The following is a 24,655-nucleotide window of genomic DNA, read 5'->3' on the forward strand; positions in this document are numbered from 1 at the left end:
TTAAGGGTGAGCCTCCAGGTTTACGATTATCCAAAAGGGGAAAATCCACAAAGACATAAAAATCTGGAAAGGATGATTCGAAATGGATAAAGATAAACCGGTAAAAGTACCGGGCCAGGAGCAGGAACGCCAGCCGGGATTTGAATCGGAAATGGATCCTGCACCCGACTTCGCCAAAAATTTGGCCGGCCAGGCACAGCGTCTTCCCGGTAAAAAAGCGATGATCACCGGAGGCGACAGCGGTATCGGCCGGGCAGTCGCCGTAGCATATGCCAAAGAAGGGGCAGATGTTGCCATTCTGTACCTTGATGAACACGAGGACGCTGAAGAGACGAAGCGCCTGGTCGAGCAGGAAGGCGGCAAATGTATTCTGATCGCAGGTGATATCGGTGATGAATCCTTCTGTAAAGAAAGTGTGCAAAAAGTGGCAGATGAATTTGGGGGATTGGATATTCTTGTGAATAATGCAGCTGAACAGCATATGCAAACTTCGCTGAAGGATATTACAGCCGAACAAATGGAGCGGACTTTCCGCACAAATGTTTTCAGCATGTTCTATTTGACGAAGGCGGCACTTGAACATATGAAACGCGGTGCTTCCATCATCAATACTACATCCATAACAGCATTCCGGGGAGAACCGACATTGATCGATTACTCATCAACAAAAGGCGCGATCCTGTCATTCACCCGTGCGCTGTCAGGTTCATTGGCTGAAGAAGGCATCCGCGTCAATGGCGTAGCGCCAGGCCCGATCTGGACGCCGCTCATCCCGGCATCCTTCCCGGCGGATAAAGTTGAAGGATTCGGAACGCAAACGCCGCTAGGGCGTCCGGGCCAACCGGATGAACTTGCGCCAGGCTATGTCTATCTGGCTTCTGATGATTCTTCTTATGTAACAGGACAGGTCCTGCACATCAACGGCGGTACACCATTATAAGAAATGAAAAAAGCAAGCACTCCCATTATGCGGGGGTGCTTGCTTTTTCTGATGCGGTTTTCGCAGAACCGCGGTAAAGGACAATCAGCAGGATGCTGGCAATCGCCAAAGCGCCTGACAAATAGTAGATGGAGCCAGCTTGCATTGTTAGGAGCCACGTAAAGAATAGGGGACCGATAATGCGGCCCATATTGTCCATCGAATACGTCATCCCTGCAGCGGTTCCGTATTTGCCGCCGGATTCTTTTGAGGTCAATGAAACCAGCGCGGTGCGGGCAAGCGCATTGCCGGCTGTGAAAATGCTCAAGGCGACCCCTGCAAAAATCAGACTTGTAGTAAACGGCAAGAGCGATAAGCCGGCTGCTGTAACAATTTGCGCGCCAATAATCCATTTTGTTTCAGCGCCGTCTTTTATTCTGCGGACAACGCCGCCCTGGATTGCCGCGTCAACAAATCCGCTGGCCATGAACAAATAGCCCAGCTGCAGCGGAGTGATTTCAATCTGGTCAATCTGGAAGAGCTGGAAAGTCGATTCCAGACCCGCCAGAAGAAAAGTCACCATGAATGACATCAGGAATAAGTAACGGATCCGGAATTGCCAAAGGGTGCTTGCGCCTTTGGGAAGAAGTGCGCGTTTGGTCGCTGTGCCTTGCCGTACCGGTTCTTTCAATACAAAACTTGCGTAAACCATCAGTAATAAAATCAGCACCGCCGAAACGGTAAAAGGCAACGACAGTGAGATTGCTCCAAGCAACCCGCCGATTGCCGGACCGAAAATGAATCCGAGGCCAATCGACATCCCGAGGAAGGCCATGTATTTATTGCGTTCTTCATCTGTTGTAATGTCTGCAACATATCCAGTTACCGCTGTATACAAGGCGCCGGAAAATAGTCCGCCGACAATGCGTGATAAATAGAGGAGTGTGAGATTATCCAAAAACAGCGAAAAAAGGAAGAAACTCAAGCTGAACCCGGCGAGTCCCGTTAAAATCAGTTTCTTTCTGCCCGTACGGTCGGAAAGCTTTCCCCATAAAGGTGCAGTGAAAAAGGATGATAACGCATATATTGTAATGAGTCCGCCGACATGGATTTCGCTGTATCCCTGCTGGATGATCACTTCCGGCAGAATCGGTATAATTATGCCGAATCCGAGGTAAACAAAAAACTGGACCGACATCAGCAATAGAATTGTTTTCTTCATAAAATAATTTCCCGCTTTCTAAAAAGGCTGTGCTTTCAGTTTACTCCTGTTCACGGCGAAGGTAAATGAAAGGAATAAAATCAGAAATTTTAACGTTTTTCCTGATTGGTTCTGTATAAAAGGACAAAGGTTTACATTACTGCAACTTTGTAATGAAAATGAAAAGTTTAAAAGCTTGAAAAGATGGTATTATATACATAGACACAGAAATGTCAACTATTTAACTGTTTGGATGAATCTATTTAGGATTTACATACGTTATTATATATGAATGAATACGGAGAGGTGATATGGATGGCGAAGGAAGTAGAAGTTCGAAATATCGTTTCAAATTTATCGAAACTTGGAATCCAAGCGAAAATCACTAAATCACGCACCGAATTATTGAAAGCACTTGCATTGCCGCAACCCCCGCAAACACAATCGTAATAAGAAGAGCAGAATGGCCTGGGCAGGGGAATTCCTTTTCCAGTGCTTTTTTGATTGAAAAAGCTATTCTTCTTATCTTATATAAAAACTCCGACGCCAGAGCAGCGTCGGAGTTTTTATTGGTCTTCTTTATCATTGCCGAACATATAGGTTTTGTGATGGAACTTCATACTAAAGACGATGCCGATTGCCAGCATGTTCCCAATCAGTGAACTCCCGCCGTAACTGATAAACGGCAGTGGTATACCAGTGATCGGCAGCAATTGGATGGTCATTCCGATGTTTTGGAATACGTGGAATGTCACCATGGCAATAATTCCTGCACAAACATAAGTGCTGAAAGTGTCTTTCAGTTGAAGCGTAATCTTCGTCAAATGGTAGATCAGCATAAAGAAGAGAATGATGACGGCACTGGCGCCGATAAAGCCAAAATCTTCCGAAATGACGGTGAAGATGAAATCGGTATGATTTTCCGGCACGTAAACCTCGCGCCCTTGGTAACCTTTTCCGAAAACTTCACCTGAGCCGATGGCATTCATGGCGGCAATCAGGTTATAGCCTTCTCCATCCGCGTACGAGTACGGGTCAAGCCACGTATAAATACGAGCGAAGGCGTATCGTTGGATACCGAATGTATTTGTTAAAAATTCCTGCATATTAAGGGTCATCCATAACAAGGTCGCGCCGATAACAGCAACGCCGCCGAAACTCGGCAGAATGATTTTCCACGAAATGCCCGCGACTACAATGATTGCCAGCGTAATGGCGATGAATACAAGCGCTGTCCCCATATCGGGCTGCAGAAGGATGAATGCCAGTGGAACCATGAGGAAAAAGCCTATTTTCGCTAATAAAAACAAATCGGTTTTAATTGTTTTCAGTGCATTTTTCTCATGATGGGCTGAAATCATTTTTGCCAGAGCGAGTATATAGAAGGTTTTCATGAATTCAGCCGGCTGGATATTAACGAAAGGGGTATGGAACCAGGCTTTCGCGCCGTTTACCGGTTCACCGATCTGCCCTTGTCCTTCTGGTGCAATCATCAAAAGGATCAGCAAAAGAATACCGAAGCCATAAAGGTAATAAGCCATTTTCTTGTATTGTTCCGGTTCGAAATACATCAGAACACCGATCATGCAGATGGAAATTATATAGAATAAGCCTTGGCGGGGGACAAAGTTAACAGCGTATTGGCCCGAAGTCTGCGCAGAAGAGATTGCAATCAGACTGACGACGAAAAAAAGGAATAATATGAAAGCGAGCGACCAGTCAATCCGGTCGGCAAAGCTTTTATTTGTCTGCATTTGAGTTCACCTGTACTTTTTATAATTGAGAGTCGGTTTACATTATAACTTATTCTTACAGTTTATGCGCATTACAAAAGTAATGACGCCAATCGAGCTTAGATGTTTCATATTTAATATGGCTACCCGTATAATAAGGGAAGAATGGAGTGAAGGAAATGGTGAAGAAAGTGAATAATACAGAACATTATGTTCAGCATCTTTACATCTACTTGAACGATGCTGACCAATTTGCCTTGTTCAGTGGCCTGACCTTCGCCCAGTTTATGGATGCAATGAGAATGCCCAAGAACCTGCTGCTGCTGAAGCATTCGTATCAGGATGCTTCATATAATATGCATACTCAAATGGAGTTTGCTTCTCAGGAGGAATTTCCGGAACTGCGCAAGTCCCGGGCCACTAAGAAAGGTGAATTTTGCTGGATTGATTTCCGCAGTGAAAAACAAGTCAATTCCCTGACACCTCAGGAACAAGCAGAACTTTTATATATAGGCCATAAGAAAGAGCCGATGCGGCCGCCTTTTTATTCGACCCTACTAAACGATTTTGTTTACTTGTCGAGCGAAGGTGAGCAGACAACCAAAATATACTTCCGTAATCTGGAACGCCTGAACGAATTGGTCGGGAATTATTTTATCCAATTGATTCGCCGGGAAGACCATGGCCAGAATTTTTGGCGGCGCAAATCGAAAGATATGATTCCTGATCTGCCACCTGAACTTCTGAAGGAGATGAAGGGGTATTACCGCGAAGGGATCCTGATCTCTCTTGCAGATCCTGAAAAAACAAAGAATACGGTGGAATTGCATATCCGCCAGATAGAAGAAATCTCTTTTATGGATGACTTTTGGTCAGATATCAATGAATACACTAAACAAAGAGTTGAGCGGAAAGTAGTCTACGACCGCAAACTTAAACAATGGAAATAATCGAATTGAAAAGATTGTCCATTTGCTGCTGATAAACTTCGGCAGCTTTTTTATTTCGGTACAGGCGGGAAAAAATTTTTCGTCTAATCGTGTTCGTGATAAACTAGAGCATATTGGAAAACGAAATGAGGTTTATTGGGATGAAAAAAAGAATCGGTTTATTATATGGCGGTAAATCCGCCGAGCATGAAGTTTCCCTTTCGACGGCACAGGCAGTTACGAAAGCCTTGAATTTTGAGAAATACGAAGTATACCCTGTTTACATTACCCAGGAAGGGGAATGGCGTAAAGGCGCTTCCCTTGAAGGACCGGCAGGAAGTATAGAGCAATTGCAGCTGGAACAGGACAGCGCGGCACCAAACGATATCTCGGGTTTTCTTCCGGCAGAACCGGAAAAAGGTCTAGATGTTATTATTCCTTTACTGCACGGCCCTAATGGCGAAGACGGCACAGTGCAAGGCATGCTCGAAGTAATGAACCTTCCATATGTCGGCAATGGTGTATTGGCTTCTTCAGCAGGCATGGACAAAGTAGTGATGAAGCAATTATTTGAGATTGCTGGTTTGAAACAGACGCCTTACGTGTATTTTATAAGAAGAGAATGGAAAAACGGACAAGCAGCATTGGTGAAAAAAATCGCCGCTGAATTGACTTGGCCGGTTTTTGTGAAACCGGCAAATCTTGGATCGAGCGTCGGCATCAACAAAGCCGAGAACGAAGAGGAATTGATTGCGGCTGTTGACGAGGCTTTGAAATTCGATCGTAAAATCGTCGTTGAACAAGGTGTCGATGCCCGTGAAATTGAAATCGGCGTACTTGGCAATGATGCTCCGGTATGCTCAGTGGCCGGTGAGATTAAACCATTAAAAGCGTTCTATGATTACCAGGCGAAATATAAGGACGGCAACACGGCCATGATCATTCCGGCCGAACTCCCGGAAGAAGTCTACGAGCAATTGACGGCTTCTGCCAAGAAGGCATTCAAAATATTGGATTGTTCGGGTCTTGTGCGCGCAGACTTTTTCGTAACTGCTGACAACGATATTTTGATCAACGAAGTCAATACTCTTCCAGGATTTACGCCGTTCAGCATGTTCCCGTTATTATGGGAAAACACCGGTCTGGCTTATCCGGATTTAATTGAAAAACTGATCGATCTTGCGATTGAACGCTATGAGGAAAAACAATTACTACAAGTAAAAATGGATTGAGTGGAGAAACCTAATGAAAAAGACGATAGAACAAGTAGCCAAATGGCTGGATGTTAAAACGAATTTAAAAGGCATAGAAATCACCGGCGTTTCGATTAATACCCGGACGCTTAAAGCTGGGGATCTATTTGTGCCGTTCCGCGGTGAAAAGGTCAATGGCCATCTGTATGTGCGCCATGCGATCGAAGCAGGGGCAGCTGCAGCACTTTGGCAGCGGGATGAGCCGTCGCCTCCGGATGATTTGCCGATTCTGATCGTCGACGACTGCCAGAAAGCGCTGCAGGAAATGGCGCGGGCCTACCGCGATGAACTGGCTGTTACAGTCATCGGAATAACCGGATCTAACGGCAAAACTTCGACAAAGGATTTGGTGGCAAGCGTGCTGAAGCCTTATTTCAAAGTGCAGAAAACCCAAGGGAATTTTAATAATGAACTGGGATTGCCGCTGACGATTCTGTCACTGGAGGAAGATACGAAGTTCGCAGTCCTGGAAATGGGGATGAGCGGATTTGGCCAGATTCAATTCTTATCCGAATTGGCTCGGCCGGATTATGCAGTCATCACCAATATCGGTGAAGCGCATATGCAGGATCTTGGTTCACGCGAAGGAATTGCCCAGGCAAAATTCGAAATTACAGCCGGCCTTGAAACGCATGGCAAGTTGTTCTATGATGGCGACGAACCGCTGCTGAAACCTTTTGTGGAAAACTTCCCGCAAGCTGTTTCGTTCGGTTTTGATGATAATAACGAATTGACGGTGACCGATATCCGGGCAACTGAAAACGGCAGCACTTTCATGGTCAGCGGCATTATCGACGCCACATTTACCATTCCGGTTCTCGGTCAACACCAGGTGAAAAATACCTTGTCGGCGATTTTAATTGCGCTGGAAGCAGGATTAACGGAAGAAGACATCCGGAAATCCCTTAAAGACGCAGCATTGACTGATATGCGCATGCAGATGATTCCTGCAAAAGACGGAGCTACATTCATCAATGATGCTTATAATGCAGCACCTTCTTCTATGAAAGCGGCGTTGAATTTTATTCGCGAAACGACGATGAAAGAAGATAAATGGGTTGTGCTCGGCGACATGCTGGAACTTGGCGATCAGGAGCGGGAATATCATGAAGCCATCGAGAAATCCATCAATTCTGAGATCAACGGTGTTTGCCTGTATGGTCCACGTATGGAATGGCTTTATACCAAACTTCAGGACTCGTTTGAAGGAAAATTGATTTGGAGCAAAGATGATTACCAGCCGATTATCGATTTTCTTGGAAAATCGATATCTGCAAAATCCGTCATCTTAGTGAAGGGGTCGCGCGGAATGGCTCTTGAAAACATCATTGAACCTTTTACGGAGGACTGACTGAAAGAAGGAAGTACTTTGAAAATCGGAGTTTTGATGATTCATGGTTTTACAGGCGGCCCTTTCGAAGTGCAGCCGTTTGCCGATTATATAGAAGAGAAAACGGATTGGCTGGTGAAAATACCGACACTGCCCGGCCACGGAGGCAGTTTGGACCTTAAGCATAAGTCTGCAGAATCCTGGATGATGGCGGCTGAACTGGCTCTTAAAGAGTTGAAAAAGCAGGCGGACCGGGTGATCATCGTCGGGTTTTCGATGGGCGGCCTTATTGCGATGTATCTGGCGATGCGCTATAAAATTGAGAAATTGGTTTTATTGAGTGCAGCTGTTAAATACATCAGTGCCGGACAGCTGCTGGAAGAAGTTCGGGTTGCTGCTGCCGACGCTGTTAAAGGGCGGCTTGCGCAAAATCCGCTTTTTCATCTGTATGAGTATAAATTATTGAACACCCCGGTGACTTCAGCCCTGGAATTTCTGCGGGTGGTGAAAATGGTAGAACCATATTACGATAAATTGACGCAGCCGGTCTGCATCGTTCAGGGGAAAAAGGATGGCATTGTTCCGATGACGGCTGCCGAACATATTTACAATCAACTCGGTTCTGTCGAAAAAGAAATTTATCATTCCGATAACGGCCAACATCTCATATGCTACAGCGACGATTGCGAAGAATGGTTTGCGCATGTTTTGGCATTCATGGCCAAACCACATGAATAAACTGATTAATGGAACCTTTGCGTATTGATTGCAAGTGCTTATAAAGCGTGTTATTCTATTTAGAGCAATGGATACATTTTTGAGACACTCTTCCCTGTGAAGAGTATTTTTTTGAGCAAAACGGTTTGTTCATATTTTGGGCATGAAACACCCGCCGATCAGACCGCTCGGCAAAGCCCGAGCTTTTTCTGTTCACACATCCCTCTGACTTATAACTACAGAGTATGATTTTCGACGTGAAACTTCCTCATAAAGGCTCGACCTTGTCACAATTCATCTAAAATGTGTACCATTTGTTAATAAGATGAAGACAAAAGGAGATTGAAAAAATTTGGTTAAATTTTCAGAGTTAAATATCAGCGAAACAACTTTAAAGTCCGTAAAACGCATGGGGTTTGAAGAAGCAACGCCGATTCAAGAAGGTACAATCCGCTTAGGTATGGAAGGCAAGGACATTATCGGACAAGCCCAAACGGGAACTGGTAAAACAACTGCATTCGGTATTCCGTTGATCGAAAAAATCGACACTAAAGACGGCAATGTACAAGGATTGATCATCGCGCCAACACGCGAATTGGCAATCCAGGTTTCAGAAGAGCTTTACAGATTGGGTCAGGATAAAAACGTGCGCATTCTTTCAGTATACGGAGGCCAAGAAATCAGCCGCCAAATCCGTGCACTGAAAAACCGTCCACAAATTATCGTTGGTACACCTGGACGTCTTTTGGACCATATAAATCGCCGTACGCTTAAATTGGACAACGTTAACACATTGATCCTTGACGAAGCGGACGAAATGTTGAACATGGGCTTCATCGAAGATATCCAAACAATCATGGCAAGTGTTCCAGATACTCGCCAGACCTTGTTGTTCTCAGCAACAATGCCGGATGCTATCCGCAAAATTGCAGAGAAATTCATGAAGACTCCAGAAATCGTTAAAATCAAATCAAAAGAAATGACAGTTGAAAACATCGAACAATTTTATGTTAAATCTGTTGAACGCGAAAAATTCGACGTTCTTTCACGTCTTTTGAATGTTCAGCAACCTGAACTTGCAATCATCTTCGGACGCACAAAGCGCCGGGTTGATGAGTTGGCTAAAGCTTTGAATATCCGCGGCTATGTAGCTGAAGGAATTCACGGTGACTTGAGCCAGGCAAAACGGATGTCTGTATTGAAGCAATTCAAAGCAGGCAAAGTTGATATCTTGGTAGCAACTGACGTAGCAGCCCGCGGACTTGATATCTCAGGCGTTTCACACGTATACAACTTTGATATTCCTCAAGATCCGGAAAGCTATGTTCACCGTATCGGCCGTACTGGCCGCGCAGGTAAAAAAGGAGTCGCAGTCACGTTTGTTACACCTCGTGAAATGGGCTACTTGAGCATTGTTGAACGCACGACGAAGAAAAAAATGGAAGCATTGGTTCCGCCGACTGCTGATGAAGCCGTACTTGGCCAAAAACGCGTCGCAATGGAACAACTGATTGAAATGACAGATAAAAACAATCTTGGTGACTATCGCGAGTTCGCGACTCAAATGCTTGAAAAGCATGACGCAGTTGATTTGATTGCAGCAGCTCTCAAAACATTGACTAAAGAACCGGAAGATGTTCCAGTTTCTATTTCTGAAGAGCGTCCATTGCCATCACGCGGTGGCGGAGGCTACAAAGGAAAATCTGGTGGATCACGCAGCGGAAGCGGCGGGGGCTATAAAGGCAACCGTTCTTCAGGCTCAGGCCGTCCGGCAAGCCGCGGCGCAAGCTCAGGCGCTAGCCGCCGCCGTGAAGGCGGATCCGGTGGAACTGGTGGAGGACGTCCAGGACGTACTCGCCGCCACGAATCTTAAGATCAACTTTTTAAATAGCCCGTCAGCAGGAAACTGCTGGCGGGCTATTTTTTTGCGTTAAAATGGTCTGGGCTTCATTAAAATAAAACCCTCCGAAACATTCCTTCTATTGAATCGTATAGAAGAATGTGAAAGACTGAGATTAAGAACAATGGAATGGGGAGTCTGATATGAATGGGGAGTCTGATATGAATGATCAGCCGAAAAACAGGATATCAAGAAAAGGACTAACGGTTTGGCGGCTTTATGGCATTATTGAAACTGCGGTTCTTGCACTATTGGCGGGCGGTGCAGCTGCTCTCACTTATTTCTTTGAATGGCCGGTTTGGTTGTATGCCGTCTATGGCGGTGTGATTTTATTATTTGCTTTTCTGCTGATTTACTTGTTTCCGAAAATCCGTTGGCAACGCTGGCGTTATGAAGTGAGGGAACAGGAAATCGAGTTGCAGCATGGCTTATTCATCGTCACACGCACTTTAGTGCCGATGGTACGCGTGCAGCACGTGGACACGGAACAGGGACCGATTCTGCGGCGTTACGATTTGGCTGAAATTTCTATTTCCACAGCTGCGACTACGCACACGATTCCAGCTTTGATTACCGCTGAAGCTGATGAGCTGAGAGGCATGATTTCGGCGCTGGCAAGGGTGGCGGAAGATGATGTCTGACATTCGTTATAAATTGCACCCCGTTTCGGCTTTTATTAATTTTATGAAAAGTTTGAAGGAATTAATCATTCCGTTTATCGTGATTTTCGGTGTCAATATTTTCAGGGATGGCGGCATCAGTGCCATGTTCAGCCAAGGATGGATCGGTCTGTTGCCTCTATTAATCGGTTTAGTGGTTATATTATTTTCGCTGGTGATTGGAATCATTAAATGGAAGCGGTTTGTCTACTGGTTTGAAGATGGAGAATTACGTATTGAATACGGTCTTTTTGTGAAAAAGAAAAGGTACATACCTTTTGAACGGATTCAAAGCCTCAATTATACAGAAGGAATCTTCCACCGCCCGTTCAACCTTGTAAAAGTTCGCGTCGAAACTGCCGGATCCGGCAAAGTCGGGGAAGCCGAAGCGGAACTTACGGCAATCAACCGTGAAGATGCGGATCGGATTGAAAAGGAAATGGAAAATGCAAAACACCGGGTCGTTCCATCCATGGGTCCGCATGAAGCGGTTGAAGAATCTGTCGAAGAAACCAATGTACCAAAGAAAGAATTGAAAACCCTTTACCGCATGTCGATGAAGGAATTGTTGATTCTTGCGACGACTTCCGGCGGGATAGGTGTAGTCATATCCGCGGTCGCTGTATTTTTATCACAGTTCAGCGACTTGATCCCATATGAAACGATCTACGAAGAAGTAATGCTGTTTCTGCGTTTCGGTTATCTCATCGTGGCTTTGGCAATATTCGCCGGACTTCTGATTGCCTGGATCATTTCAGTGATTTTGACATTGCTGGCGAATTATCAATTCACCATCCAAGTGGATGATGACCATATTTATATCACTAGAGGCCTGCTTGAGAAGAAAAAAATCTCCGTGCCTTTCAAACGCATTCAGGGAATAAAAGTTTCAAGAAATCCGCTTCGGGAATTATTCGGCTACGCAGTAGTAACGGTTGAAAGTGCAGGCGGATCGATGGGTGGAAAAGATGAAAAGATCCGTTTGTTCCCACTTGTTAAAACAGCACGGATGCTGCCGATTCTAACTGAATTGTTCCCGGACATGGAATTTCAGCCGGCATTGACGAAAGCGCCGAAAAGAAGCGTCCATTTTTACTATCGGCTCGACTTTCTGTGGATGCTGCCGGTAATCGGCCTCCTGAGCTATTTCTTTTTCCCTTATGGTTTGCTGTCGCTGCTGATTGTGCCGCCAGTTATTCTAATAGGCATCTGGCAGCATCGCACAACAGGGTATGCATTGACAGGCCGGCAACTGACGATGGAATTCAGGGGTTTCAGCAAACACACTTTCTTCGTCTGGAAAAAGCGGGTACAGGCGGTCAATGTGCTGCAAACATATTTCCAGCGGAAGAGAGATCTCGCCTCCATCCAGGCGACGATCAAATCCGGGATGCTCGGCTACTCTGCCCGCATCAATTATATGGAGAAAGATGATGCCACCCGCATTCTCGACTGGTACCATCCGTCACCGATTTCAGCCAAACAAAAAGGTCAGCCGGAATAGCTCCGGCTGACCTTTATTTAGTTTTCGGTTGTCGGTGTCCAGACTCCAGCTGCCCAACTCCTCGGACTCCAGCTGCCCTTCCTGTGTGGCAAAGAACGCCGCTTCGGAAGTTCATCAAAACCCAAATGCTCCTGCATCGCTGCGCTAGCTTCGTCGCAAAGTGATATCCCAAATTCCATTTGGTCTATCTCTTGCCTGTCGGAGCTGAACGGGCGCTGTCGCATTTCTTATTTTTTCCAGCTGACAATGCGTTTGGGGTGGAAGAATCCGAGACCAATGAGGAAACCGGTGATCATCCCCGCAATATGCGCCGTGACATTGATGTTCGGCGTCAGGAACGTCATGATGACGCTGATAACCAGAATCGGAAGAATGATCTGCTTTAATTGCGGCAGCGCGCGGCCACCGTAATACAACAATGCCCCGTATGCACCGAATACACCGAAGATTGCTCCGCTGGCGCCGACGTGCAGATATTCCAGCGGCTGAAGGAAGTAAGTTGCCACAGTCGCGAATAGTCCAGCCAGCGCATAAACCGTGATAAATCGCACTTTGCCGGTCAATCGCTCAAGCTCAGGGCCGAACAGGAACAGCGAGAACATATTGAACAGCAGGTGCATCATCCCACCGTGCAGGAACATCGGCGTGATGAAACGCCACCATTCACCTTCAGCGATGAGTCGATTGTAACCGACGCCGTAAATTTTGATAATATCACCGAGCAGAGGAATCCATGTTAAAATATGTATCAAAACATTAATCGCGATCAATGTGGATACGACAGGATACAAGCGTATATACTCGGAAAAACTTTCTCTGCGAATAAACATTTCGTCACCTCTGTTTCATACTGATTATTATACCTTTTTCCTGTTTACGATTGAAAGGAGAAACATCTATGATTACTGGAATCGGCTTGGACATTGTCGAACTCGGGCGCGTCAGGCGGCTTGACAGCAAGTCGGCGAAATTTCGCCAACGCGTGTTGACCGACAACGAATTAGCGGAATACGAATTGCTGTCCGCCAACAGGAAAACTGAATTCCTTGCAGGGCGTTTCGCTGCAAAAGAAGCTTTCGGCAAAGCGAAAGGAACAGGGATCGGCAAAGTTTGCGCGTTCAAGGATATTGAAATAAGAAAAGATTTGAATGGTAAACCTTCCGTTTATTTTCAGGACGAAGAAGAGGGTTTGATTTCCATTACACATACGAAGGAATACGCGGCAGCGCAGATTCTGCTGCAATCAAAGATACAGGCGGGGGAAAATGATGGAGACCAACTATAGACCGACAAAAGCAATAATCGATTTGGCAGCAATTGATCATAATATACGTGCTTTGAAGGAGAGGGCGGGCGGCGCAAGGCTGATGGCGGTCGTTAAAGCGGATGCCTATGGACATGGTGTACTGGAAGTTGCGCGTCAGGCATTGAAAAGCGGCGCGTCCATGCTGGCTGTGGCGACGCCCGACGAAGCGCTGCATTTACGAAAGAACAAAATTGAGGCGGAGCTTCTTGTAATGGGGGCTTCACCTGTTAATTTCATCCCTGAGGCGATTTCGCGGAATATCAATTTGACCGCCTACTCGCTGGAATGGCTGGAAGAGGCTGCTAAAGAACTGAAGGAAATGGAAGCCGGCAGTCCGCTGCAAATCCATTTGAAGTTTGATACGGGAATGCGCCGCATCGGCCTTCAGCCGGAGGAAGCTGAGGAGGCCTTTGAATTTGTCGGACAGCATCCTTTTCAAGTGGAAGGTTTGTATACGCATTTTGCAACCGCAGATGAGGGGGACCATCCTTTATTCCTGAAACAGGTCGAAAGAATTAACACCATCAAGAAAAAATGGAACCGCGGCAATCTGGTTTTCCATGTTTCAAACAGTGCGGCAGCAATCATGCACCCGGAACTGGCTTTCGATGCAGTGCGGGCCGGCATTTCGATATATGGGATTGCACCTTCAGCATATGTGAAGCGTGAAATGCCCCTCGAATTAAAACAAGCGATGAGCCTGGAAACGGAAATCATCCATGTGAAGAAGGTACAGAAAGGTGAAACGCTCAGTTACGGCGCGACCTACACTTGTGTGGAAGATGAGTGGATTGCGACGTTGCCGATCGGTTATGCAGATGGATTGATCCGTGGCCTTCAGGGACAGGAAGTGCTGGTTGATGGCCAGCGTATGCCGATTGTGGGCCGCATTTGCATGGATCAGTGCATGATACGGCTCCCTCGAAAATTTCCAGTGGGGGAAAAGGTGCAATTGCTTGGTTCTCAGCAAGGAACCACAATCTTGATAGATGAATGGGCGGAAAAACTGGGTACGATTCCCTATGAGATCCCGTGTATTTTGACTAAACGCGTCCCAAGACTTTATATTGGGGCATAAAGAACTTCGAGAATTATCTTTCCATAAGGTCTCCGGGATGTTAAGATTATAAAATAGAAACAAAGACCAGAGAGAACAACGGTATTCCGGAGGTGTCAGCTGTGTACGAGAGATCCAAGACAAAAGAGGTAGTCGTGAAACTGCCAAAACAATTGATTTCAGAACTTACTACACATTCAGATGAACGGGTTCAGGAAGACGGAGATTATATTTACGTTTCCACTCAGCGTGTTATGAAAAATATGTATGACTCAAATCATATTCGGGAAGCAATGATCAAGGGCTACGTGGAGATGTCACAGATCAATCTATCGATTTCATGTGAATGTTCTCATGTGGAATACGAAGCGGAGCATATGACCGTGCGACTCGTAAGCGGAGGGTGACAATTTGATTGTAAAACGCGGAGACGTTTTTTTTGCGGAATTATCACCAGTGGTCGGGTCAGAGCAGGGTGGAACCCGACCGGTGCTGGTAATACAAAATGATATAGGAAACCGATTCAGCCCAACCGTCATCATAGCGGCGATTACGGCTCAGATCCAAAAAGCCAAGCTCCCGACCCATGTGGAAATCGATGCCAAGAAATATGGCTTCGAAAGGGATTCAGTAATACTGCTGGAACAATTGCGGACCATCGATAAATCTCGGCTGACGGATAAAATTACCCAACTCGATGAAGCCTTGATGGAAAAAGTAGACGAGGCGCTGGAAATCAGTGTTGGACTTGTTAAGTTTTAAGTATACATACACCATGAAAACATCCGAAGAAGCTTTTCTTCGGATGTTTTTTGCAATATAGCCCCTCTAAATCTGGAAAAGGGGATAAAAAAGATGTGCAAAATGCATATTTCCGATACAATAAAAGATAGAGAACTTTAAAAAGAAAGAATTAGCAGTACTGGGGAATGTAAAGAGAGTTGCAACAGCCCAAGGAGGATCCTTAAAAACATGAATAAGCAAATGGCTAGATATATTCAAGAGAACATGACTGAAATTATCTCAAATTGGCAGGAAATGATGAAGAATGAAAAAAGTGAACGTTCATTCGAAGTGATGCCTGCTGAATTGATGGATCAGACAAGCAGGGAATTTGCAGAACTCATGACATCCAATTTATTGGAGAGCCATCAGGCATATGAAAGCCGCCTGAATGATTTCGCAGAAAAAGTAGTGCGTTACGGCTGGTCGATCACATTTGTCACGAAAGCCATCAATCATTTCGGAGAAATTGTCTTCAATGGCATGGAAAGAGACGGCATTATCACCAATGAAAATCTTCGCGGTTTTACTGAAGAATTCAACAAGTGGATAACGCCTATCCGCGACAGCACCATCGATACATATTCGAAAACTTGGGAACGCACTGTAAGTCTTCAAAAAATTGCCCTGCAGGAACTTTCCGCTTCATTGATTCCGGTTTTTGATAAGGTTTCGGTTATGCCGCTTGTAGGAACAATTGACACAGAACGCGCCCGCCTGATTATGGAAAATCTGCTGGAAGGCGTGGTTAAACATCGTGCAGAAGTAATTCTTCTGGATATCACCGGTGTTCCGGTAGTTGATACAATGGTTGCCCATCACATTATTCAGGCTGCAGATGCTGTCCGTTTGGTCGGAGCGAAATGTATGCTGGTCGGCATCCGGCCGGAAATCGCCCAAACGATTGTTACACTGGGTATTAATTTGAATGAGTTCACCACAACGAGCACCTTGCAGCGCGGCGTTGAACAGGCTCTGGCCTGGACAAATCGAAAAATTGTGGAGGTTGATGAAGAATGAATGTCCGTATACCGATATTAAAATTGAGAGATACGCTGATTGTCTCGATTCAATGGGAATTGGACGATCAGACTGCCATACAATTCCAGGAAGATTTATTGACAAAGTTGCATGAAACGAGTGCCCGGGGTGTAGTAATCGATTTGACTTCAATTGATTTCATCGATTCTTTCATCGCTAAAGTTCTGGGAGACGTTATAAGCATGTCAAGCTTAATGGGAGCGCGAGTTGTTATAACAGGTATCCAGCCGGCAGTTGCTATCACTTTGATCGAGTTAGGAATTCGACTTGAAGATGTCATGACAGCACTGGATTTAGAAAACGGTTTGGATAAACTTCAATTGGAATTGGAGGCTTAAAGATGAGCAACCAATCCTCAGTGGAAATTCAAACAGAATGGGATATTGTAGCCGCCAGACAACTCGGCCGCAATGTGGCTAAAGAGTTGGGTTTCGGCACAGTAGACCAGGCTCGTATCACAACGGCAATCAGCGAGCTTGCCCGCAACATTTATTTATATGCTGGACAGGGAAAAATTGAAATCCAGCGTCTGACAGAAAACGGCATCAATGGCATCTTGATAATTGCAGCAGATAATGGACCGGGAATACCGGACGTCCGCAAAGTAATGGAAGATGGCTTTTCCACTTCAGGTGGCCTCGGGGCGGGTCTGCCGGGTGTCAAAAGATTGATGGATGACTTTAAGATAGAAACAACCCTAGGTGAAGGGACAGATATAAGAGCTACCAAGTGGCTTCGATAGGGGGAATTCTTTATGGTTCAAAAAATCGGTAGTCAGTACAAGGAAATATTGAACCAATATATGCAGCGGCAATCCGAACAGAATCTTTATGTCGGACAAAATTTCAGCCGTCAGCTGATTTCTGAAAACACCTCTCCGGAAGATGTCATCAGTATGCACAAAGCAGCAATGCAGGAATTATATGAAGATATGCCGGAAACTGTCTGGCATTCTTTTGATTTCCTGATTGAAATGATGATCAATTACGGGCTGGCTCTTCAGGAACGCCAAAGCCTTTTACAGAAACAGGAAGAGTTGCGGATGGAAATGGATCTGGCTGCCAACGTCCAGGAAACCTTGCTGTCGACAACGATGCCGTCTCTTGAGGGTCTGGATATCGGTCTGCTTTCTGTGCCATTGCGTAAAATGAATGGAGACTACATATATTTCATCAGTGATGAAGAAGGGCGCGCCGGAATTGCAGTAGCCGATGTAATCGGTAAGGGCCTCCCGGCGGCTTTATGCATGTCCATGGTCAAATTTGGTATGGACAGTTTGAACGATTCGATGTCATTTCCGCGTGAAGTGTTGAGCACCATTAACCGCATCGTTGAGAAAAGTGTCGACGATTTCATGTTCGTCTCCATGTTCTATGGAAGATATGAAGCGGAAAGCGGTGTTTTGACCTATGGATCAGCAGGCCATGAACCGGCGATGCTTTACCGGGCGGAAACCGGGGAATTCGAAGAACTTACAGTAAAAGGGCTGCTGCTTGGAGTTTCTCCGATGGCAACTTATGAAGAAAAAGAAGTGAAGCTGAATAAGGATGATATGGTCGTCATAATGACAGATGGAGTTACGGAAGGCCGGACAGCAGAGGGGTTCATTGACCGTCAGGTAATCAATGAATTAATCCTGCGGAAAAAAGATGAGCCTGCCCAAACAATAGTCCAGTATGTTTATGATGAATTGGTTCGCATGCAAAATGCAGAATTAAGCGATGACTTTACATTAGTTATTTATAAAAAAGTCTGATTGTATGTTTAACCGCCACAGCAATGTGGTAAACAAACTTACAGTGGCTTTTTTAATTTTTGTTTATTTTTAAATTTACGTTAATCATAGAAAAACGGGGTGTCAAAAAGATGAATATTCAAGTTGATTTGCAAGAGTCGGATAAAGTCCTGAAGGGACATATTCGCGGAGAAATTGATGCACACACAGCACCAGTTTTGCGTGAGAAATTGGAACCATATCAAAATGTAGAATCGTTGGATGCCGAATTGGATCTTTCGGATGTAGATTATATGGATAGTACCGGGCTTGGAGTTTTTGTAGCTTTTTATAAATCAGTTAATTCCCAGGGCGGGCACTTAAAATTGAGTGGCCTGTCAGCCCGCTTAAAACGGCTGTTCGATATTACCGGCTTAGGTGATATCATGGATATCGAATCAGCTGGAAAAGGTGGTAATTAACATGCGTCCTTTCGATTATGTTGAAATGCGTGTCCCTGCTAAATCCCAATATGTCGGTGTTGCACGATTGACAATATCTGGACTGGCCAGCCGAATCGGCTTTTCTTATGATGATATTGAAGATTTGAAGATCGCTTCAAGTGAAGCTGTTACAAATGCTGTTCAACATGCTTACAGTGATGATGAAGATGGCGAAGTTGTAATTGGCTGCGCTCTTTATGGAGATAAAATAGAAATAATGGTTGCTGACCACGGTCAGAGCTTCGACTTTGAGGAAACCAAAGCCAAAGTCGGCCCATACCATGACCAGGCTGAAGGAGAATTTCTTCGTGAAGGAGGACTTGGCCTGTATTTAATAGAAACATTAATGGATGAAGTAAAAGTCCATCATCAGGAAGGCGTAACGGTCTTCATGACAAAGTATGTTGGAGGAGAGCAGGTGGAAGAGGATGTCGAAACGATCTCATCCTAATCAGCCTACCAAAGAGCAGGTATTGGAATGGATTGAGGCTTATCAGAAAAATGAGGATGAGGAAGCCCAAACTAATCTAGTGAATAATTACAAACGCCTCGTGGAATCCATTGCGCGAAAATACTCTAACGGTAAATCTTACCACGAGGATATTGCGCAAGTGGGTATGCTTGGGCTTTTGGGTGCAATCAGACGATATGATCCTTCATTTGGCCGCAGTTTTGAAGCGTTTGCGGTACCGACAATCATCGGTGAAATCAAACGGTTCCTGCGGGATAAGACCTGGGCGATCCATGTGCCTCGGAGAATCAAGGAATTAGGGCCGCGAATCAAAGCGACTGTAGAAGTATTGACAAGCGAGCTTCAGCGTTCTCCCCAAGTTTGGGAAATTGCTGAATACCTTGATGTAGATGAGGACGATGTACTGGAAGCAATGGAGATGGGCAAAAGCTATCAAGCTCTTTCCATGGACCATTCTTTGGAGGCCGATTCAGACGGAAGCACCGTGACTTTATTTGACGTTGTCGGGCAAGAAGACGATGGTTATGAAAAAGCGGATCAGCGCATGTTGGTGGCAAATGCGATGAATGTGCTTTCTGAACGTGAAAAGCAAATCATCCAATACACCTACATAGAGCAGCTGAGCCAAAAAGAAACCGGCGATAAACTTGGCATTTCGCAAATGCATGTTTCACGCCTTCAGCGCAAAGCCATCAAGAAATTACAGGAAGCCATATTAGCGGCGGGTGGCGTTTCGTAGTGGAAAAAATTCGTCACCAATATATTGACGCTTGTATCTTCAACGAAGCGAAAAAAGGAAATTTTGAATCCGGGGACAGCTATCATACAGTGCTCACCGATGATTACTTTATTTGCTCCGTAGCCGATGGTTTGGGAAGCGGACCTGTTGCGAGAGAATCTTCACAGGTCATTCCTCAAATTCTGAGAGAACATCATCACGAATCGATTGACAGTCTGATGAACCGTTTTAATGATTTGATGGTGCAGAAGAGAGGCGCAGCGGTTGCCATCTTCAAAGTGGACTTTAAAAGCAAGACCCTTGAATACAGCTGTGTCGGGAATATTCGGTTTTACCTTTACCGCAAAGGAACGGATGAAATGATTTATCCGCTTCCGGTGATGGGATATCTTTCGGGGCGGCCACAAAAATTGCATACTCAACTCTATACCTATGTGGAAGATGATTTATTCCTTATCCACTCGGATGGAGTGGAATTACGCAATCCCAAAACCTTGATGCGCCGTTCAGGATTTCCTGAACAATTATATTATGATATTCTCACCACGATTCAAACAGGTGACGATGCGACATTCATAACCGGAAGCCTTCTCAAATGAGTTGGCTTCTTTTTTCTGTGTTAAAATGAAATGGAAATAAAGGAGAGTGTTTTGATGGAATCACAACAAATTCAAAGCCTGATTGCAAAAGAGACTGGTGTACGCCCGAATCAGGTGGCGCAGGTTATTGCCTTGATCGAAGACGGCAATACGGTCCCTTTTATAGCCCGTTACCGTAAGGAAGCAACCGGTTCACTTGATGAAGTGCAGATTAAAGCGATCGATGACCGTTATGCTTATATCCAAAATCTTGAACAACGAAAAATAGAAATCATCCGTTCAATTGATGAACAGGAAAAATTGACTCCTGAGCTGGAGAAAGAAATTCAGGGAGCGACAGTTCTTCAGAGAGTGGAAGATTTATACCGTCCATATAAACAAAAGCGACGCACGAAAGCGATTATTGCAAAAGAAAAAGGCTTGCAGCCGCTAGCCGACTGGCTTTATGAAGGCGGCAACGGCGATGTGCTGAAAAAAGCTTCCGAATTCGTGGGCGAAAATGTGGCAGATGGCGAAGAAGCGCTTCAAGGGGCACAGGATATTTTAGCTGAGCTTTTTGCTGATGATGCGGATATACGTGAAAAAATCCGTTATATGACGAGAAAAGACGGTATTATCGCAACTTCTGTCAAAAAAGAACACGACGATGAAAAACAGGTTTTTGAAATGTATTATGAATACGAAGAAGCGATTCAGAAAATCGTCCCTCACCGTATTTTGGCGATTAACCGCGGCGAAAAGGAAAATGTCTTGAAAGTATCGATCCATCCGCCGGCAGACCGGATCCTCACTTTGATGAAAAGAAAGTGGATAACAGGTTCCGGAAGTACGGTGCCTTATTTGGAACAAGCGATAGAAGACAGTTACAAACGTCTGATCCAGCCTTCAGTGGAGCGGGAAATCAGAAATGAACTCAGTGAAAAAGGCGAAACGCAGGCTATTCATATCTTCTCGGAAAACTTGCGGAACCTATTGCTGCAGCCGCCGATGAAAAACAAAATGGTATTGGGGGTAGACCCCGCTTACCGGACAGGCTGTAAATTAGCTGTCATTGATGGGACTGGTAAATTACTGGAAGTGGCTGTTATTTATCCTCATGTCCCTAAAAATGACCAGGCAGGCGCGAAAAAGGCCATGAAACGCCTTACTGATAAGTATCCTATTGAGATTATGGCCATCGGAAATGGTACGGCTTCGCGGGAAACGGAACAATTTGTGGCAGATTTCATCTCTGAAAACTCTTCGGATGTGTCCTATGTCATTGTCAATGAAGCGGGCGCCAGTGTTTATTCTGCATCGGACATCGCCCGGGCAGAATTCCCTGATCTTCAGGTGGAAGAGCGCAGTGCAGCTTCAATTGCACGCCGATTGCAGGATCCCCTATCGGAATTGGTGAAAATCGATCCAAAAGCAGTAGGTGTGGGACAATACCAGCACGACGTATCTCAAAAGAAACTGGCTGACCAGCTGACATTTGTAGTAGAAACAGCGGTAAACCAAGTAGGGGTTAATGTAAACTCAGCCTCTTCTTCATTGCTGCAGTATGTAGCAGGGTTAAGTAAGACGGTGGCTGAAAACGTCATCAAAGTTCGCGATGAAAACGGACGCTTCACTTCGAGGGTTCAATTGAAGAAAATTCCGCGTCTTGGTGCAAAAACCTATGAGCAGGCAATCGGCTTCCTGAGAATTCCAGAAGGGAAAAATCCTTTGGATGCTACAGGCATCCACCCGGAAAGTTATTCCGTGGCTGAAAAACTGCTGGAAATGGTCGGTGCCGATAAAAAAGACGTTGGCAAGCCGGAGACAGCCGACAAACTTGATGGGTTAAATACGAAAGAGCTTGCAGCAAAACTGGAAGTCGGCGAAATCACATTACAGGATATATTGGATGCGTTAAAAAAACCATTCCGCGATCCACGTGATGAGTTTCCGCAGCCTCTATTGAAAAATGACATTTTGAAAATGGAAGACTTGCTGCCGGGGATGGAACTCCAGGGAACCGTCCGCAATGTTGTCGACTTTGGCGCATTTGTAGACATCGGTGTGAAACAAGATGGGCTCGTCCACATCTCGAAACTGAAAAAAGGCTTTGTCAAACACCCTCTCGAAGTCGTCGCTGTCGGTGATATCGTGACTGCGTGGGTAGAAAAGGTCGAAAAAGATAAAGGCCGCATCGCATTGACTATGCTTCAGCCGAAAGAACAGATTTAACATTATGGCCGTTCTGCAATTCGGGACGGCCATTTTCTATAATAATGAAACAGGAGAATCCGTATGACTGATTACGAACTGACAGGATTAATAAAGGAAATCTCTGAAACCATATTCAAAAAGCCTTTCATCCATAAAGGGGTTTTCAATTCCAGGTTGCGGACAACCGGTGGACGTTATATGCTTCGTTCGCATAATATTGAAATCAATCCCAGCTCTTATGAGAAATTTGGGTACAAGGAATTGGAAGGCATCATTAAGCACGAACTTTGCCATTACCATCTTCATCTGGAAGGGAAAGGCTATAAACACCGTGACGCAGATTTCCGGAATCTTTTACAGCAGACAGGCTCTCCCAGGTTTTGTTCCCACATAGAACAGAATGGGAAGCGCCAAACGACAAAGCGCTATATTTATCAATGCGTTTCGTGCCAGACTGATTACTCTCGTAAAATCCGTATGAACACCGAGAGATATCGCTGCGGAAGATGCGCCGGTAAACTGGCTATGAAATAATCCGTTTTGAAAATCAACCGATTTTTCTCCGGTGATTTTCAATTTTGAAAGCCGGAGAAAATTGCTTGAAGTATGATAGCTGATTCTAAAAGAAGGTCCTCGAAATGAGGATCTTCTTTTTCTATGTCGGCTTGAAAAATACGGATAAATTAAAATTAAATTTATTTGTTGAAAAGTAGTTGACGATTCTCTCGCTGCTCTTTATAATAGAAAAAGTCGACAAGTACTTAAAACATTATTCCGAAGTAGCTCAGTGGTAGAGCACCGCACTGTTAATGCGATGGTCGTAGGTTCGAGTCCTACCTTCGGAGCCATTCCGGCCCCTTGGTCAAGCGGTTAAGACACCGCCCTTTCACGGCGGTAACACGGGTTCGAATCCCGTAGGGGTCACCATTTCTATTTTCAAGTGATTTATACATAATGAATTATCTTTGAATAACATATTTGATTTCTTCAAGCATTAAATTGCGTACAGTGTTATACTGGTTAGACGTCGTAGAAATGCGAGAGAAACATTGAGTGTGAAAAAACTCACTATATATTATTATCGCGGGTAGAGCAACGAGCCATACGAAGATGGCGAAGCCGAAGCAGATGTGGGCATAAAAAGAAAAACAATTTTAAATATTATTGTCGCGGGGTAGAGCAGTTCGGTAGCTCGTCGGGCTCATAACCCGGAGGTCGCAGGTTCAAATCCTGCCCCCGCAACCAAATGGTCCCGTGGTGTAGCGGTTAACATGCCTGCCTGTCACGCAGGAGATCGCCGGTTCGATCCCGGTCGGGACCGCCATTTTTATTGGGGTATAGCCAAGCGGTAAGGCAACGGGTTTTGATCCCGTCATGCCCTGGTTCGAATCCAGGTACCCCAGCCATTTTTCTTATGTAGAATAATGAAGATAAATATATTGCCGGTTGATCGTCAAAGATTATTGTTGACTTAGGATCAACGAAAGGTTATAATGTAATTTGTCCCTAAAATAATTATATGCGGTCGTGGCGGAATGGCAGACGCGCTAGGTTGAGGGCCTAGTGGGAGAAATCCCGTGGAAGTTCGACTCTTCTCGGCCGCACCATAGCGTATTCCGATTGCGCCCGTAGCTCAATTGGATAGAGTACTTGACTACGAATCAAGCGGTTAGAGGTTCGAGTCCTCTCGGGCGCGCCATATTTTTTCTTCTATATAATATAAACTTAATGCGGGTGTAGTTTAGTGGTAAAACCTCAGCCTTCCAAGCTGATGATGGGGGTTCGATTCCCCCCACCCGCTCCAAAATTTTATTTACCTGAACCTTGAAAACTGAACAGCAAAACGTCAACGAAAGACGTCACGAGCGCCTCGGCGCGAGAACGGCTTTTGCGATGGTCGCCTTCGGGCGATCGGAGCACAGCCTTCGAGTTTCTTGGGTTCGTGACTTAATTACTGATCAGCACTTGTGCAGATCAAAGCGAATCGCGCTGTCTTCGGACAGGCGATGCGCCAGCAAGTATTTGAGCAATCAACTACTCTATTATAATGGAGAGTTTGATCCTGGCTCAGGACGAACGCTGGCGGCGTGCCTAATACATGCA

The 24,655-nt window shown here is 45.2% G+C and carries 27 protein-coding genes, 8 tRNA genes and 1 rRNA gene; 32 read left to right on the forward strand and 4 right to left on the reverse strand.

Annotation, left to right across the window (positions count from 1 at the left end):
• Nucleotides 1-82: 82 nt before the first annotated feature.
• Nucleotides 83-940, forward strand: coding sequence for an SDR family oxidoreductase (locus tag DP120_RS13240; RefSeq protein WP_112224153.1), 858 nt, complete (start codon nt 83-85; stop codon nt 938-940).
• A 25-nt stretch (nt 941-965) separates the two neighbouring features.
• On the opposite strand, the gene DP120_RS13245 is transcribed toward DP120_RS13240, so the two are convergent.
• Nucleotides 966-2,141, reverse strand: a complete 1,176-nt coding sequence (locus tag DP120_RS13245; RefSeq protein ID WP_112224154.1) for an MFS transporter — start codon at nt 2,139-2,141, stop codon at nt 966-968.
• A gap of 294 nt (nt 2,142-2,435) precedes the next feature.
• Here DP120_RS13245 and DP120_RS18800 point away from each other — a divergent pair, with 294 nt between their 5' ends.
• On the forward strand, nt 2,436-2,570 hold the full coding sequence (locus DP120_RS18800) for an Lmo0850 family protein (RefSeq protein WP_267905035.1): 135 nt from the start codon (nt 2,436-2,438) through the stop codon (nt 2,568-2,570).
• A 116-nt stretch (nt 2,571-2,686) separates the two neighbouring features.
• Here DP120_RS18800 and DP120_RS13250 read toward each other — a convergent pair whose 3' ends face one another.
• Nucleotides 2,687-3,874 (reverse strand): FtsW/RodA/SpoVE family cell cycle protein, encoded by a 1,188-nt coding sequence (locus DP120_RS13250; protein WP_112224155.1) that lies wholly within the window; start codon nt 3,872-3,874, stop codon nt 2,687-2,689.
• 158 nt (nt 3,875-4,032) lie between these two features.
• On the opposite strand from DP120_RS13250, the gene DP120_RS13255 reads away from it, so the two are divergent.
• The 7 genes from DP120_RS13255 (at nt 4,033) to DP120_RS13285 (ending at nt 12,145) form a co-directional block, all read left to right on the forward strand.
• On the forward strand, nt 4,033-4,803 hold the full coding sequence (locus tag DP120_RS13255) for a hypothetical protein (RefSeq protein ID WP_112224156.1): 771 nt from the start codon (nt 4,033-4,035) through the stop codon (nt 4,801-4,803).
• A 140-nt stretch (nt 4,804-4,943) separates the two neighbouring features.
• Nucleotides 4,944-6,014, forward strand: coding sequence for a D-alanine--D-alanine ligase (locus tag DP120_RS13260; RefSeq protein WP_112224157.1), 1,071 nt, complete (start codon nt 4,944-4,946; stop codon nt 6,012-6,014).
• Nucleotides 6,015-6,027: 13 nt separating this feature from the next.
• Nucleotides 6,028-7,386 (forward strand): UDP-N-acetylmuramoyl-tripeptide--D-alanyl-D-alanine ligase, encoded by a 1,359-nt coding sequence (locus DP120_RS13265; protein WP_112224158.1) that lies wholly within the window; start codon nt 6,028-6,030, stop codon nt 7,384-7,386.
• An 18-nt stretch (nt 7,387-7,404) separates the two neighbouring features.
• Nucleotides 7,405-8,103: an alpha/beta hydrolase gene (locus DP120_RS13270; RefSeq protein ID WP_112224159.1), complete on the forward strand. Its 699-nt coding sequence runs from the start codon at nt 7,405-7,407 to the stop codon at nt 8,101-8,103.
• A gap of 331 nt (nt 8,104-8,434) precedes the next feature.
• Nucleotides 8,435-9,955: a degradosome RNA helicase CshA gene (gene cshA / locus DP120_RS13275; RefSeq protein WP_112224160.1), complete on the forward strand. Its 1,521-nt coding sequence runs from the start codon at nt 8,435-8,437 to the stop codon at nt 9,953-9,955.
• 188 nt (nt 9,956-10,143) lie between these two features.
• The gene (locus DP120_RS13280; protein WP_112224181.1) at nt 10,144-10,623 is read left to right on the forward strand and encodes a PH domain-containing protein; all 480 of its coding nucleotides are present in this window, start codon (nt 10,144-10,146) and stop codon (nt 10,621-10,623) included.
• Nucleotides 10,616-12,145, forward strand: coding sequence for a PH domain-containing protein (locus DP120_RS13285; RefSeq protein WP_112224182.1), 1,530 nt, complete (start codon nt 10,616-10,618; stop codon nt 12,143-12,145). Before DP120_RS13280 ends, DP120_RS13285 begins: the two co-directional genes overlap by 8 nt.
• 17 nt (nt 12,146-12,162) lie before the next feature.
• Here DP120_RS13285 and DP120_RS18510 read toward each other — a convergent pair whose 3' ends face one another.
• Complete coding sequence (locus DP120_RS18510) at nt 12,163-12,324, reverse strand: hypothetical protein (protein ID WP_165843802.1); 162 nt, start codon at nt 12,322-12,324, stop codon at nt 12,163-12,165.
• Between the two features lie 48 nt (nt 12,325-12,372).
• Nucleotides 12,373-12,975 (reverse strand): rhomboid family intramembrane serine protease, encoded by a 603-nt coding sequence (locus DP120_RS13290; protein ID WP_112224161.1) that lies wholly within the window; start codon nt 12,973-12,975, stop codon nt 12,373-12,375.
• A gap of 68 nt (nt 12,976-13,043) precedes the next feature.
• On the opposite strand from DP120_RS13290, the gene acpS reads away from it, so the two are divergent.
• The 23 genes from acpS to DP120_RS18630 all read left to right on the forward strand — a co-directional run.
• Nucleotides 13,044-13,430: a holo-ACP synthase gene (gene acpS / locus DP120_RS13295; protein WP_112224162.1), complete on the forward strand. Its 387-nt coding sequence runs from the start codon at nt 13,044-13,046 to the stop codon at nt 13,428-13,430.
• A complete protein-coding gene (alr, locus tag DP120_RS13300; protein WP_112224183.1) occupies nt 13,414-14,529 on the forward strand; it encodes an alanine racemase in 1,116 nt (371 codons plus the stop codon). The genes acpS and alr overlap by 17 nt, the downstream gene beginning before the upstream one ends.
• Before the next feature lie 101 nt (nt 14,530-14,630).
• Nucleotides 14,631-14,915: a transcriptional regulator gene (locus DP120_RS13305; protein ID WP_112224163.1), complete on the forward strand. Its 285-nt coding sequence runs from the start codon at nt 14,631-14,633 to the stop codon at nt 14,913-14,915.
• Between the two features lie 4 nt (nt 14,916-14,919).
• On the forward strand, nt 14,920-15,270 hold the full coding sequence (locus DP120_RS13310; RefSeq protein ID WP_033543552.1) for a type II toxin-antitoxin system PemK/MazF family toxin: 351 nt from the start codon (nt 14,920-14,922) through the stop codon (nt 15,268-15,270).
• 210 nt (nt 15,271-15,480) lie between these two features.
• Entirely contained in the window at nt 15,481-16,311 is an 831-nt protein-coding gene (locus tag DP120_RS13315; protein WP_112224164.1) for an RsbT co-antagonist protein RsbRA, read from the forward strand.
• Nucleotides 16,308-16,670, forward strand: a complete 363-nt coding sequence (locus tag DP120_RS13320) for an STAS domain-containing protein (protein WP_071152217.1) — start codon at nt 16,308-16,310, stop codon at nt 16,668-16,670. The genes DP120_RS13315 and DP120_RS13320 overlap by 4 nt, the downstream gene beginning before the upstream one ends.
• Nucleotides 16,671-16,672: 2 nt before the next feature.
• Nucleotides 16,673-17,074, forward strand: a complete 402-nt coding sequence (locus tag DP120_RS13325; RefSeq protein ID WP_071152218.1) for an anti-sigma regulatory factor — start codon at nt 16,673-16,675, stop codon at nt 17,072-17,074.
• Between the two features lie 12 nt (nt 17,075-17,086).
• Complete coding sequence (locus tag DP120_RS13330; RefSeq protein WP_112224165.1) at nt 17,087-18,088, forward strand: PP2C family protein-serine/threonine phosphatase; 1,002 nt, start codon at nt 17,087-17,089, stop codon at nt 18,086-18,088.
• Nucleotides 18,089-18,198: 110 nt separating this feature from the next.
• Entirely contained in the window at nt 18,199-18,528 is a 330-nt protein-coding gene (locus DP120_RS13335) for an anti-sigma factor antagonist (protein WP_112224166.1), read from the forward strand.
• A 1-nt stretch (nt 18,529) separates the two neighbouring features.
• The gene (gene rsbW / locus DP120_RS13340; RefSeq protein WP_033543558.1) at nt 18,530-19,000 is read left to right on the forward strand and encodes an anti-sigma B factor RsbW; all 471 of its coding nucleotides are present in this window, start codon (nt 18,530-18,532) and stop codon (nt 18,998-19,000) included.
• Nucleotides 18,978-19,760, forward strand: a complete 783-nt coding sequence (sigB, locus tag DP120_RS13345) for an RNA polymerase sigma factor SigB (protein ID WP_112224167.1) — start codon at nt 18,978-18,980, stop codon at nt 19,758-19,760. Before rsbW ends, sigB begins: the two co-directional genes overlap by 23 nt.
• A complete protein-coding gene (locus DP120_RS13350; protein ID WP_112224168.1) occupies nt 19,760-20,359 on the forward strand; it encodes a PP2C family serine/threonine-protein phosphatase in 600 nt (199 codons plus the stop codon). The genes sigB and DP120_RS13350 overlap by 1 nt, the downstream gene beginning before the upstream one ends.
• A gap of 54 nt (nt 20,360-20,413) precedes the next feature.
• On the forward strand, nt 20,414-22,570 hold the full coding sequence (locus tag DP120_RS13355) for a Tex family protein (protein ID WP_112224169.1): 2,157 nt from the start codon (nt 20,414-20,416) through the stop codon (nt 22,568-22,570).
• Nucleotides 22,571-22,633: 63 nt separating this feature from the next.
• On the forward strand, nt 22,634-23,086 hold the full coding sequence (locus DP120_RS13360; RefSeq protein WP_112224170.1) for a SprT family protein: 453 nt from the start codon (nt 22,634-22,636) through the stop codon (nt 23,084-23,086).
• A 239-nt stretch (nt 23,087-23,325) separates the two neighbouring features.
• Nucleotides 23,326-23,400, forward strand: a tRNA-Asn gene (locus DP120_RS13365).
• A 4-nt stretch (nt 23,401-23,404) separates the two neighbouring features.
• Nucleotides 23,405-23,479 (forward strand) — tRNA-Glu (locus DP120_RS13370).
• 241 nt (nt 23,480-23,720) lie between these two features.
• A tRNA-Met gene (locus tag DP120_RS13375) sits at nt 23,721-23,797 on the forward strand.
• A gap of 3 nt (nt 23,798-23,800) precedes the next feature.
• Nucleotides 23,801-23,876 (forward strand) — tRNA-Asp (locus DP120_RS13380).
• Nucleotides 23,877-23,883: 7 nt separating this feature from the next.
• Nucleotides 23,884-23,958 (forward strand) — tRNA-Gln (locus tag DP120_RS13385).
• A 115-nt stretch (nt 23,959-24,073) separates the two neighbouring features.
• A tRNA-Leu gene (locus tag DP120_RS13390) sits at nt 24,074-24,159 on the forward strand.
• A gap of 15 nt (nt 24,160-24,174) precedes the next feature.
• Nucleotides 24,175-24,251: transfer RNA gene (locus DP120_RS13395), tRNA-Arg, on the forward strand.
• Between the two features lie 31 nt (nt 24,252-24,282).
• Nucleotides 24,283-24,356 (forward strand) — tRNA-Gly (locus DP120_RS13400).
• Nucleotides 24,357-24,596: 240 nt separating this feature from the next.
• A 16S ribosomal RNA gene (locus DP120_RS18630) occupies nt 24,597-24,655 on the forward strand; the annotation flags it as partial.

The organism is Planococcus halotolerans (genome assembly GCF_003289955.1).
GTDB lineage: Bacteria > Bacillota > Bacilli > Bacillales_A > Planococcaceae > Planococcus > Planococcus halotolerans.